Source organism: Gordonia sp. SL306 (assembly GCF_026625785.1).
Classification (GTDB): domain Bacteria; phylum Actinomycetota; class Actinomycetes; order Mycobacteriales; family Mycobacteriaceae; genus Gordonia.
On sequence record NZ_CP113063.1, the window covers coordinates 890,107 to 902,003 of the forward strand.

General features: G+C 66.7%; 14 protein-coding genes. 6 read left to right on the forward strand and 8 right to left on the reverse strand.

The window, feature by feature from the left end:
* Positions 1–25: 25 nt before the first annotated feature.
* Positions 26–877: an anti-sigma factor gene (locus OVA31_RS04250; RefSeq protein ID WP_267629855.1), complete on the reverse strand. Its 852-nt coding sequence runs from the start codon at positions 875–877 to the stop codon at positions 26–28.
* Positions 870–1,451 (reverse strand): sigma-70 family RNA polymerase sigma factor, encoded by a 582-nt coding sequence (locus OVA31_RS04255; RefSeq protein WP_267629856.1) that lies wholly within the window; start codon positions 1,449–1,451, stop codon positions 870–872. The genes OVA31_RS04250 and OVA31_RS04255 overlap by 8 nt, the downstream gene beginning before the upstream one ends.
* A gap of 124 nt (positions 1,452–1,575) precedes the next feature.
* On the opposite strand from OVA31_RS04255, the gene OVA31_RS04260 reads away from it, so the two are divergent.
* The gene (locus tag OVA31_RS04260) at positions 1,576–2,583 is read left to right on the forward strand and encodes an alpha/beta hydrolase (protein ID WP_267629857.1); all 1,008 of its coding nucleotides are present in this window, start codon (positions 1,576–1,578) and stop codon (positions 2,581–2,583) included.
* A gap of 25 nt (positions 2,584–2,608) precedes the next feature.
* On the opposite strand, the gene OVA31_RS04265 is transcribed toward OVA31_RS04260, so the two are convergent.
* Both OVA31_RS04265 and OVA31_RS04270 read right to left on the reverse strand, forming a co-directional pair.
* Entirely contained in the window at positions 2,609–3,007 is a 399-nt protein-coding gene (locus tag OVA31_RS04265) for a LuxR C-terminal-related transcriptional regulator (protein ID WP_420714138.1), read from the reverse strand.
* Between the two features lie 212 nt (positions 3,008–3,219).
* Positions 3,220–3,936, reverse strand: a complete 717-nt coding sequence (locus tag OVA31_RS04270) for a response regulator transcription factor (RefSeq protein WP_267629859.1) — start codon at positions 3,934–3,936, stop codon at positions 3,220–3,222.
* Positions 3,937–4,121: 185 nt separating this feature from the next.
* On the opposite strand from OVA31_RS04270, the gene OVA31_RS04275 reads away from it, so the two are divergent.
* A complete protein-coding gene (locus OVA31_RS04275) occupies positions 4,122–4,895 on the forward strand; it encodes an acetoacetate decarboxylase family protein (protein ID WP_267629860.1) in 774 nt (257 codons plus the stop codon).
* A 129-nt stretch (positions 4,896–5,024) separates the two neighbouring features.
* The gene (locus OVA31_RS04280) at positions 5,025–6,032 is read left to right on the forward strand and encodes an alpha/beta hydrolase (protein WP_267629862.1); all 1,008 of its coding nucleotides are present in this window, start codon (positions 5,025–5,027) and stop codon (positions 6,030–6,032) included.
* 56 nt (positions 6,033–6,088) lie between these two features.
* Here the strand turns inward: OVA31_RS04280 and OVA31_RS04285 are convergent, their stop codons facing one another.
* A complete protein-coding gene (locus OVA31_RS04285; RefSeq protein ID WP_267629863.1) occupies positions 6,089–6,946 on the reverse strand; it encodes a glycosyltransferase in 858 nt (285 codons plus the stop codon).
* A 187-nt stretch (positions 6,947–7,133) separates the two neighbouring features.
* Here OVA31_RS04285 and OVA31_RS04290 point away from each other — a divergent pair, with 187 nt between their 5' ends.
* Entirely contained in the window at positions 7,134–8,144 is a 1,011-nt protein-coding gene (locus OVA31_RS04290) for a pirin family protein (protein ID WP_267629864.1), read from the forward strand.
* A 7-nt stretch (positions 8,145–8,151) separates the two neighbouring features.
* Here OVA31_RS04290 and OVA31_RS04295 read toward each other — a convergent pair whose 3' ends face one another.
* Together OVA31_RS04295 and OVA31_RS04300 are read right to left on the reverse strand one after the other, a co-directional pair.
* Positions 8,152–8,832: a CE1759 family FMN reductase gene (locus OVA31_RS04295; protein ID WP_267631400.1), complete on the reverse strand. Its 681-nt coding sequence runs from the start codon at positions 8,830–8,832 to the stop codon at positions 8,152–8,154.
* Positions 8,833–8,834: 2 nt separating this feature from the next.
* Positions 8,835–9,956, reverse strand: coding sequence for an LLM class flavin-dependent oxidoreductase (locus OVA31_RS04300; RefSeq protein ID WP_267629865.1), 1,122 nt, complete (start codon positions 9,954–9,956; stop codon positions 8,835–8,837).
* Between the two features lie 130 nt (positions 9,957–10,086).
* Here OVA31_RS04300 and OVA31_RS04305 point away from each other — a divergent pair, with 130 nt between their 5' ends.
* Both OVA31_RS04305 and OVA31_RS04310 read left to right on the forward strand, forming a co-directional pair.
* Entirely contained in the window at positions 10,087–10,599 is a 513-nt protein-coding gene (locus OVA31_RS04305) for a DUF4878 domain-containing protein (RefSeq protein ID WP_267629866.1), read from the forward strand.
* A 178-nt stretch (positions 10,600–10,777) separates the two neighbouring features.
* Positions 10,778–11,344, forward strand: a complete 567-nt coding sequence (locus tag OVA31_RS04310) for a DUF4190 domain-containing protein (protein WP_267629867.1) — start codon at positions 10,778–10,780, stop codon at positions 11,342–11,344.
* 22 nt (positions 11,345–11,366) lie between these two features.
* Here OVA31_RS04310 and OVA31_RS04315 read toward each other — a convergent pair whose 3' ends face one another.
* Positions 11,367–11,675 (reverse strand): hypothetical protein, encoded by a 309-nt coding sequence (locus OVA31_RS04315; RefSeq protein WP_267629868.1) that lies wholly within the window; start codon positions 11,673–11,675, stop codon positions 11,367–11,369.
* Positions 11,676–11,897 lie beyond the last annotated feature (222 nt).

An 11,897-nucleotide genomic window follows, 5' to 3' on the forward strand; every position in this document is an offset into this window, starting at 1 on the left:
GTTTCGGTCTCACACCCGGGAGCCGCTAGATCGGGATCTGGGTGAGGATCGGTGTGGTCGGCTGAGCCGACCCGCCCCGGGGTTCGATGGTCACCGCCAACACCTTCGAGTTGTCGAGTGCGTCGACGAGCGTCGGTGCGTTCGCGCCGCCGGGCGGGATGAGTCCGGCGGAGACGGGATTGTCGGCCTTGCCGACGAGCCAGAGTTGGTATTCGCGGTCGTCGGGGATCGGATTGCGCAGGTCACGCAGGAGGGCGACCGCCTGGTTGCGTTCGCGCGAGGTCACCACGGACATCGTGCCGAGGTCATCCCGCAGGTCACCGACGGCGAGTTGGGCGTCTGGCGCCTTGAGGACGTCGAGCACCTGCTGATCCGATTCCGCCACCGTGGAGACGGGGGGCGTCTCGGGAGCGGTTGTCCGGCCGACGATCACACCGGCACCGAGCGCGACGACGACCGCTGCGGCGGCCGCCGCGACGCCGACTGCCCATCGTCGGCGGCGGCGATGGGAGTCCAACGACACGACATTGCCGACTGTCGGCGCATCCGGCTGATCGGTCTGATCGATTTGCGACGGAACGGGTTCGTCCGGCCCGCCGACCGCGGCGCCACCTGCGTCCGCCGCCTCGCTGTCGACGGTGGCGGCGAAAACGGTCTCGAGAACGCGGCCGCGCAACGTGTTCGGCGGATCGAGCGCATACGAGCTCGCGAGATCGGCCATCGCCGAGCGGGTGTCGGCGATGCGTCCGTCGTAGATCCGACGCTCCACCGGCGACAGCCCGTCCAATTCGCGCTGTACCCGGGCGTTCTCGGCTGCGGTGAGGATGTCCACGGCGAAGAGTTCGACGTGGTCGTCGAGCCAATCGGTGTCAGGCATCGTTCTGGCTCCTCAGGCAGTGGCGCAGCTTACGCAATCCGTCCCGGATACGGGACTTGATGGTGGGCAACGGCGTCGAGGTCTGCTCCGCGACCTCGGGATAGCTCATTCCACTGAAATAGGACATCTCGATGCTGTCCCGTTGCAGATCGGTGAGCCGGTTCAGACACGTCCGGAGCTCGTCGTTCTCCTCACGATCGACCACGATCTCCAGCGGCGCAGGCGTTCCCGCGGGCGCCTGATTGGTGGCGCCGTACTCGGCGATCTTGCGGTGTTGCAACTCTTCGGTCCGTACGCGGTCGACGGCCCGTCGGTGCGCGATCGTCATCATCCAGCTGATCACGGTGCCTTTCGCGGGGTGATAGTCGGCGGCCTTCTGCCAGAACACAAGATAGGCCTCCTGAACCACCTCCTCGGCGTAATTGCGATCGCGCACGACACGGAGGGCCAAACCATAGATTCGGGCGCTCGTGAGGTCATACAGACGCGCGAATGATCCTCGGTCGCCGCGCGCCGAATCGGCCAGCAGCGTTCGGAGGAGTTCGGTGTCGTTACCCGCACCTGTGGAAGTCACTCCTCCACGGTAGCCAAAGAGTCCGGCACCATGCGCGCGTTCACCGGGTCCCGAGCGGCTCACCGCACGGCCAGGTTCATCACCTAGACTGAGCAGCCACGCTCTCGGATCAGAACGGATGTACATGGTGGGTAGATCTCAGCGCCTCCTCGTCGGGGCGATCCTGACGGTGGTCGCAACCGTCGCGGCGCTGGTCGCAGCCGTTCCCGGGATGTCGGCCGCGGCCACGACGTCACATGTCGTGAGCCGCTACGACGACGATCCCCAGCAGGTCACGCTGATGGTCTACTCGGCATCCATGGGACGCAACATCCCGGTCACCGTGCTGACGCCGCGCAACCGATCCATCCCGCGTCCCACCCTCTATCTCCTCAACGGCGCCGGTGGTGGCGAGGACTCGGCGACCTGGGACGCCCGGACCGATTACAAGAAGTACTTCGCCGACCAGAACGCCTACGTGGTGACGCCGATCGGCGGCGCGTTCTCGTACTACACGGACTGGCAGCGCGACGACCCCGCACTCGGGCGCAACAAGTGGCAGACCTTCCTCACCAAGGAACTACCGCCGCTCATCGACACCGAGTTCGACACCACCAAGCGCAACGGCCTCGCCGGGATCTCCATGGCGGGTACCTCGGTGCTCAACCTGGCCATCGCCGCACCCGGACTGTACAAGTCGGTCGCGGCCTTCAGCGGCTGCGCGCGGACCAGCGATCCGGTCGGGCAGGAGTACATCCGCCTCGTCGTGCAGGATCGCGGCGGCGCGAACATGACCAACATGTGGGGACCACTGAACGGTCCCGGATGGCGCGCGAACGATCCATACCTCAACGCCCAGAAGTTGCGCGGCACCAAGCTGTACATGACCGCAGGCACGGGGCTGTCCGGACCGCACGAACAGCTCAGCGATCCTGGTGTGAAGGGCGATCCGCTGTTCCTCGCGAACCAAGCCGTTCTCGGCGGTGTGATCGAGGCCGCGATCGACCAGTGCACGCGACAGATGGCGACCCGACTGGCAGATCTCCACATCCCGGCCAGCGTCAAACTGCGACCGACCGGCACTCATTCATGGGGTTACTGGCAGGACGACCTTTACCAGACCTGGCCGCGGATGGCCGCCGACCTGCGCTGATGACCGGCCCGCGACCGCAGGCCGGTCACCAGCGATCGAGGCTGGTGTAACCGTCCTGCAGCGCCCGGGCCAGCAGATGCGTCTTGGTCGGGGCGTCCCGCCCGACCGCGGAGTACTTCGCCCGGATGCGTGCGAGATGCGTGCTCACCGTCGATGCCGAGATGAACAGGGTCGTGGCCGCGTCCTCTTTCGACTCGGCCGCCAACCAGCCGAGCAACACCTCGACCTCACGCGACGAGAGCACCGGTCGTCGGTGCGGCGTCACCGTGCCGTCGTAGTTCCGATGGTCGGAGATCCGGGCCACATTGCGGTCCGGCCTGTCCTCACCGGACGTGAGGTTCTGCGGCGCTGGTACGCCGATCTCGCCGCGGCGGGCTTCGGCGCCCCGCGTCAAGTGAATGGGCACTCGTGAACTGGCGGTCACTGGTTTTCCTTCGCTCTGGACGACCGCATGCGTAATACGGTCTGTTATCCCACGGAGCGCCCGAGTCCCCCCGACAAGACCGCACCACAGATAATGAACATTAGGCATTTTTCGCCGTGATCGTTAGACCCAGAACTGGGGACATCGCGGGTAGACGAGGTGTGGTACGGCGCGGGTGACGGGCGTGACCTGGCCGATTCGGTCTCGCCGGGTCACTCGTCGGATCGACCGGGCCCGTCGCGGCGCGATTGCCGGTCCGCCGCGGGCCCCCAGCCGGGAACCGGCAACCAGCCGTCCTCGACCGCTCGCTTGAACAGATCGAGCTTCGTCCGGGTCGGCCTGCCCGCGGCCGCGTACTTCTGACGGATACGTTTGAGGTACTCGTTGACCGTCTCCGCGGTCACCCCGAGTGCCGCGCCGACGCCTGCGGATGTCTCACCAGACGCATACAGGGTGAGTACCCGCTGCAGCTGCGGACTCAGGTCGACGGCCTCGAGCTCCGGATCGGCATCGATCGCGGCGGCCCACTCGGTGGTCAACACCTCGTAACCCGACCCTGCCGACCTGACGGCTGCCACGATCTCATCTTCGGATGCCGACTTCAGGACGACCCCGAGCGTGCCGGCCCGGGCCGCCGAGCGCAGCAGCGAAGGGTGTTCCCCCGACGTGTAGACCACCGTGCCGATCCCCGCCTCCGTGAGACGGGTGACGTTCTGGCCCGGAGTGGTCCCGTCGTCGAGGCGTAGGTCCAGGATCACGATGTCGGTCTGGATTCCTTGTTCGAGAAGACCGCTGACCGTGGACGCCGAGCACACGAGATCCATGTCGGGTTGCCGATCGAGGATGCGTTCGATGCCCCAGACCGGCGAAGGGTGATCGTCGACCATTCCGACCCTCAGCACGGCAGGCGCATCCGGTGTCATCGCCATCCCTTCCGGTCCTTCCCTCCTCCGTCGAGGGTATCGGCATCGCCGCCCGCAGTCCTGCTCACCCGGCGACCTCGCGGCGTTGATCAACCCGCTGGCCCCGCGACGATCGACCTGGCACCATGAGAAAACGAGAACATGTTCTAGTAGCATTCCGATTTCCGGTCGACCCCGAGGAGAACCCGTCGATGGCTTCCGCCGCATCCACTCACGATGTACTGGGCACCACTGTCACCATGCCGGTCGAGATCCGGCATGCCCGGTGCTTCGTCGCAGGCTTCACCGCGGACAGCGACGCCGTCGAGCACGCGATCCGTGCCGGTGGCGATGCCGGCGACGCCTACCCGCGTCCGCTGCGCATCCGGCCCGGACGCACCATGTGCATGCTGGTGTTCGTCGACTACGTGGACGGCGACCTCGGACCGTACAACGAGTTCGGCGTCTGCTTCCTGGTCGAGGACCCGACCCGACCCCCAACCTCGCCGATCCGGGCACTTCGGTCGCTGATCGGCGGCGATGCCCGTGCGCTGATCCATCACCTGCCGGTGGACGGCGACTTCACCCTGGCCGCAGGCCGCGGCATCTGGGGTTTCCCCAAGACCCTCGCCGATTTCGAGGTCGATCATGATTCGTCGACCAAGCACGGCCGCATCGTCGCGGACGGACAGCTCGTCGCGGACCTGACGGTCCGCCCCGGGATACGGGTCCCCGACTCCTCCCAGGACACCGTGCTCAACGCCTACTCCCAGCTCGACGGCGTCCTGCGGATGACGCCGTGGCGGCTCACCTCGGCATCGGGCACCCGCACCCGGATCGGTGGCGCCGACCTCGTGCTCGGCACCCACCCCATCGCCGACGAGTTGCGATCCCTGAAGCTGGGCCGGCACGCGCTGATGGCGTCGTCGGTCTCCCGGATCACGATGGCCTTCGAGGACGCGACGGTCATCTCCGCCACACCGTGACCACCCTGTAACACATCGCCGTCGCGGACCGACTACTTTGTGAGTTCGTCCGCCCGCCACCAGTGGGCCGTCCTCGGCCGTGCCGCATCCCGCCACGGCCGAATCCCGACCAAAGGAGTGAATCGCACCGTGAGCCCGCTCAGGCGCTGGACAACGGTCCTGTTGATCGTCGTCGGCTCGGTGGCGTCACTCCTCGCCACCGTCGGCACCGCCCAGGCCGCGCCGACGAAGCCGTCGCGGATCGTGAAGGTCGTCCACGACGGACCCCAGCAGGACACCCTCACCGTCTACTCGGCCGCGATGGACAAGACCTTCCCCGTCGAGGTGCTCACCCCGCGCGACCGCAGCACCCCGTCTCCGGTCTTCTACCTACTCAACGGCGCCGGCGGCGGCGAGGACGGGGCGACGTGGGCGGCTCGCACCGACTACAAGAAGTACTTCGAGGACAAGAAGACCTTCGTCGTCACCCCTGTCGGCGGCGCTGCGTCGTACTACACCGACTGGATCCACGACGACCCCGAGCTCGGTCGGGTCAAGTGGCAGACCTTCCTCACAAAGGAACTCCCCCCACTGATCGACAGCCAGTTCTCGACCACCGGACGCAACGCCATCGGCGGCATCTCGATGTCGGGGACGTCGGTGCTGAATCTCGCGATCGCCGCACCGAAGCTCTACCGGGCCGTCGGGGCGTTCAGCGGTTGTGCGCGCACCACCGATCCCCTCGGTGAGGCCTACGTCCGGATCGTCGTCGAGAGTTTCAGCTCGCGCAAGGTCACCAGCATGTGGGGCCCGCCCGGCGGTCCGGTGTGGCGCGCGAACGACCCGTACCTCAATGCGGCGAAACTGCGTGGGACCAAGATCTACATGACGAGCGGCAACGGACTTCCGGGTCCGCATGAGACGCTCCAGGATCCGTCCGTCAAGGGCGACGCCGCGTGGCTGGCCAACCAGACCCTGGTCGGCGGTGTCCTGGAGAGCGCGGTCGGTCAGTGCACCAGCCAGATGGCCCGACGCCTCGCCGATCTCCACATCCCGGCCGACGTATCGGTGCGTCCCAACGGCACCCATTCCTGGGGGTACTGGCAGGACGACCTGCGCCGGACATGGCCGAAGATCGCTCGCGACCTGGCTTCCTGACCAACACCCGTCGTCGGGACATCACCCGACCGTGTCGGCGTCCCGACGACGCGGTGTCAGCGCCACTCGGCGGTCATCGGTGACGCCCGCTCGTCCTCGCGTGCGAAAAGCCGCCACGGTCGCCACGTCCGCGTCTGCGGATCGAACGGCTTCACCCGTAGCCACCAGATGAACAGGGACGTGTACAGCAACGGTGACTGCGCCATCATGAAGGCCGCCTGGCGACGGCGACCGTGAACCCGCGTCGTCTTCACCGCGGCAGCCCGATACTTGCGATTGGCCCACGGGCTCATCCGGAATCGGCGGGGCGACACCGCTGCCAACATCGCCGGCACCACCCACACGACCGCATCCTTCTCACGCAGCGTGAAGAACAGATCGATGTCCTCATGGGTACCCGGAAGATTCGGCACATCGGACCTGACCGAACTCCACGCAGTGCGACGAATCGCCATGTTGTTCCCCGACAATGTGAACGCCTCCCGGCCGTCTGCGAAGCGTTCGGCGTTGCGGCGCTGACGCTTCTCGAACCGATGCTCGAGAGGGACGTCGTAGAGGTAATCGAAACCGGTGACCGCGGCGACCTCCGGTCGCGCGGTCATGAACCCGACGAGGGCCGCACACCAGTTCGGGTCCAGCCGCGTATCCGCATCGATCCGGCCGATGACGTCGGTCGACGACGCGTCGAAACCGGCATCGCGTGCCCACACGACGCCTTGGCGCGGCGCGGTCACGGTGCGGATGGGGAGCCGATCGGAGAACGACTCGACGATGGCCATCGTCCGGTCGCTGCAGTTGTTGTCGACGACGATGCACTCGTCTACCGGATGGGTCTGGGCCACGAGGCACTCCAGACACGCGCCGATGACATCTTCTTCGTTGAAGACCGGGACCACCACACTGACGGTCACCATCTCGCTTCTCCCTCGCTCTCGGTGCTCGTCGCATGTTAACCAGAGCGGCCCCACGGCGCGGCGTCAGTACGGCGGATCGGGTGACGGATTCACCCGTCTGAACCCGTCATCCGAGCACCGACATCGACCGATCCGCACCAGGGCTTCTCTAGACTGAGACGGCCAGCCCATTCGTCGAAGGATGCCCATGAGCAATCTCGAGATCCAGCCCACCGAGCTCGACTGCCGGTCGGGTGCAACAGATTCCTCGCGGGACCAGGAGAAGCCGGCCGTGGAGGTGCTGACCGCACGTGATGTCCCGCTGGGCGGACCGCGGGCGATGACGGTGCATCGCACACTCCCCCAGCGCAGGCGATCGCTGATCGGCGCATGGTGCTTCGCCGATCATTACGGCCCGGACGACGTCTCCACGACCGGCGGGATGGACGTCCCGCCGCATCCCCATACCGGCCTGCAGACGGTGAGCTGGCTGTTCTCCGGCGAGATCGAGCACCGGGACACCATGGGCAATCACGCGATGGTCCGGCCCGGAGAGCTGAACCTGATGACTGCGGGTCACGGGATCGCGCACACGGAGGTCTCGACCCCGGACACGACGCTCCTGCACGGTGTTCAGCTCTGGATCGCGTTACCGGCGGCCGCGGCCGACACGACCCGGGATTTCGCGCACCACGTGCCGGACGTGATCGAGCGGCAGGGTGTCGCCGTGCGGGTGTTCCTCGGGGAATTGCTGGGCGAACGTTCGCCCGTCGAGACGTTCACTCCGCTGATGGGCGCCGAGATCACCATGGCACCGGGCGCCGAGATCGATCTACCGGTGTCGCCGTCGTTCGAACACGGGATTCTGGTGGACGCCGGACGCATCCGACTCGTCGACTCCGCAACCGAACCGCTCGCACGCACCGAACTGGGATACGTGGGCGTCGGAGCGACACATCTACAGGTGCGCAATGATGCCGAAGAGGATGCGCGCCTGGTGATCCTGGGCGGCACCCCCCTCGACGAGGAGATCATCATGTGGTGGAACTTCCTCGGCCGCAGTCACGACGACATCGTCCGGTACCGGCAGGAGTGGACCGATCACAGCGACCGATTCGGTCAAGTCGAGGGCTATCAGGGCGAGGTCCAACATCTACCGGCACCGGCCCTGCCCAGCACGCACCTGCGGCCCAGGCGCAACACTCCCGGCCGCGCCTGAAGCCGGCTCAGGCCTGCTCGCCCAACAGCTTTGCGAAGTTGGCGATGCCCGCTTGCTCCACCGCCGACTGGCGGTCCCCGCGGCGATCGAACCCATCCGGGTCCGATCCGTTCGCCGGCACCCGATCGACGGGGGTGACCTGCGCCGGCCGCAGTGCGGCGACGAGTTCGGTTGCCGCGCGACGGATTCGGTCCGAGAGCAACGCGGTGTCGCCCGACGTGCCTGCCCAGTCCTCGGCTGCCGCATAGACCGCGGTCGGCAGGACCACCGCACGGAGATACGCGAAGAGCGGGCGCATCGCGTGGTCGAGAACCATCGAGTGCCGCGGGCTGCCGCCGGTCGCGGCGATGACCACCGGGACGCCCTGCATCCGATCCACCTCGACGAGGTCGAAGAACGACTTGAACAGCCCACTGTAGGAAGCGTTGAAAACCGGTGTCGCGACGATCAATCCGTCGGCCGAGTGGACCGCATCCACCGCCGCACGCACCCCGCCGACCGGGAATCCGGTCGTGAGAGAACGGGCGACGTCGACAGCGAGATCCCGGAGGTCGATGACCTCGACGTCGACGGCCGCGCCGTCGACGTCGAGGACCGCGCGCTCGGTGACGGCGTCCACGAGCCGGTCGACGAGCAGACGGGTCGACGACGGGTCACCGAGTCCAGCATTGACCGCGACCACACGCATGCTCACGAGCGCACCGTTTCCGGCCGTGCCGGGTCGGCGTTCTCAGCGGTCGACGCGTCACGGGCGGCCACCAGCGAGGCGTGCGTCGGCGCGTCGGGGACATCGGCCGGGCGGCCCTGTGCGAATCCGGCCCGCAGATCCGGCAGGACCTCGCCGAGCAGGTCGAGTTGCTCGAGCACCGTCTTGAGCGGCAGACCGGCATGGTCCACCAGGAACAGCTGACGCTGGTAGTCACCGAAGGTCTCGCGGAAGGTGAGCGTCTTATCGACGAACTCCTGTGGGCTGCCGACGGTCAGCGGCGTCTCCGACGTGAATTCCTCCAGAGACGGACCGTGCCCGTACACGGGTGCGTTGTCGAAGTACGGACGGAACTCACGCACCGCGTCCTGCGAGTTCTTCCGGATGAAGAACTGCCCGCCGAGACCGACCACGGCCTGATTCGCCGCACCGTGCCCGTAGTGCTCGAACCGCTCGCGGTAGAAGCCGATCAGCTGCTGGAAATGTTCCTTCGGCCAGAAGATGTTGTTGGCGAAGAAGCCGTCACCGTAATAGGCGGCCTGCTCCGCGATCTCGGGGCTGCGGATCGATCCGTGCCAGACGAACGGGGCAACGCCGTCGAGCGGCCGCGGGGTGGAGGTGAAAGAGGTCAGCGGGGTGCGGAACTTGCCCTCCCAGTTCACCACGTCCTCGGTCCAGAGCCGGTGCAGCAGATGGTAGTTCTCGATGGCGAGCGGGATGCCCTGCCGGATGTCCTGACCGAACCAGGGATAGACCGGCCCGGTGTTCCCCCTGCCGAGCATCAGGTCGACCCGGCCGTCCGCGAGATGCTGGAGCATCGCGAAGTCCTCGGCGATCTTCACCGGATCATTGGTGGTGATCAGGGTGGTGGCCGTCGAGAGCTGGAGTGTGCTGGTCTGGGCGGCGATGTAGGCGAGCGTGGTGGTCGGCGACGACGAGAAGAACGGCGGGTTGTGATGCTCGCCGAGCGCGAACACGTCGAGACCGATCTCCTCGGCCTTCTTGGCGATCTCCACGACTGCCCTGATCCGCTCATGCTCGGTCGGCGCCACCCCCGTGGTGGGATCGACCGTGATGTCACTGACGCTGAAGAGTCCGAACTGCATGTCGCGCCTCCTGTGTCTGGTGCTGATGGGAATGTCACCCCATCTAACCGGACCACGGTCCGATTAATTCCACGATCGAGCCCCCCAGCTGCGTAGGTTAGTGTTGGCTCATCCAAGAGGAGGAGACGAAATGAAGGTTCGGAAGTCCGTGGCCGCAGCACTGATCGCCGGAGCGACGATGCTGGTCGTAGCCGGCTGTTCCGACGAGACGAACGACACCGTCAGCAGTGCGGCCAGCGGCGCGTCGGCAGCGGTGGCGTCGGCCGCCAGCGACGCCAAACAGGCCGTCGTCGGACTGAGCACCGACGATGCCCAGGTGATCCTGCGCAAGTCGGTCGACCCGGCAACCTCGTCGACGGAGCTCGACGCGGTGGTCGACACCACGAACCCCGTCACCAAGGCCGCGATTCAGGGTTACGCGAAGGCCTCCAACATGGCCGGCTACACCCCGGAGGTGTACACGGTGAAAGAGGTGAAGGCCGACGGTGACGACAAGGCGGTCGCGACCGTGTCGATCAAGAGCCCGCACGCACCCCAGCCGGTCGACGTCACACTCGCCTACGTGAAGGCCGACGGTGACTGGAAGCTCGCCGGAAGCGCGGTGACCCAACTGTCGTCCATGGGTGGCCAGCACGGGGGCTGATCCCGAGACATTCGACGAATCTCGCCGCATCCCGCTCGGGGTGCGGCGAGATTTCTGTCTGTCGGGCCATGCGCATTCGTGACCTGCCCGCACGCGCGGTCACCGGCGGACGCGAGGGGAATCAGGAACAATGGACCGGCGGCCCGGAATCTGCTCGCCGGGCGTCAGGAGGTTCGCCATGCGGGTGACCGATCACCCCACCCAGCCGATCGACGCGCCGGTCACCGACCGCCACCTGCGGTGGCCACCGCCCGAGGACGCCGACCTGCCGTCCGCGGAGGATCTGCCGATCGCAGACAACCCGGCCACCGGTGAGGTCATCGGACATGCGCCCGATCAGATCCTCGCCGCACCGCGGGTCCACGCACCATTGCCCAGGGTCGGCGAGATCTGGGATCTGCCGGTGCACACGGTCGACCCGGCCTGGGCGGATCCGGCATGGACCGCAGCAGCGGCCACGTATGCAACCGGCTACGGACAGAAGAAGCGGCCGGCGCCGGGCTCGGCGACGGCCGCTGTGGTGGCCTCATCGGTGTCCCTGCCACTGGCGCTCCTCGGAGTCGGCGCAGTGCTCGGATTCCTCGGCATCGTCCTGGGGATCGCGGCCCTCATCCAGATCGGGTCGGGCGCGCAGCGACGTCAGGGAACAGGTCGAGCGGTGGCCGCCATCGTCATGGGCACCGCGAGCGTGGTCGTGGGCACGCCGATCCTTCTGGTGATCCTGGCCGTCCTCGCCGTCATCTGAGAACAGTGACCGCCGCGGTGCCTCAGCCGACGGCGCGCAAGCCGTTGTCGGCGCCACCTTCGATGTCACGTCCCAGCCAGGCAACCACCTCGCCGACCACACGATTGCGCTCAGTGGTGCCGTCGATGCGCGTCAGAGACGGCATGCAGTGGAGCAGGCCGGCATGGAATGCAGCGTCGCGGGACAGGCCGTGGCGGTCCGTCACGGACTCGTACGACGAGATGCTCTCGTCGAGTGCGCCGTAGGTGACGACGTCGTCGCCGAAGCGCACGGCCGTCAGACGCGGCGTCACCTGCGCCCGCCTCTGAATGTCGTTCAGCACGTCAGTCATCGTCACAGCCACTCCCCCGACCTTGTGATGTCGACCCTGGCCACTCTGCCTCCCAGTTCGAGCTGGCACCGGATCCTTCTTATATAGCTTGCCTTGCTAACGGCAGTTTGGAAACCGGTGACGCGGTATCTGTCGGCGATTCCACAGAAACTCTGTGTTAATCGCCATGCTCAGATGTTACGTCCGTGATCAGAGTTATTGGAGTGACCAATGAGCTTGATG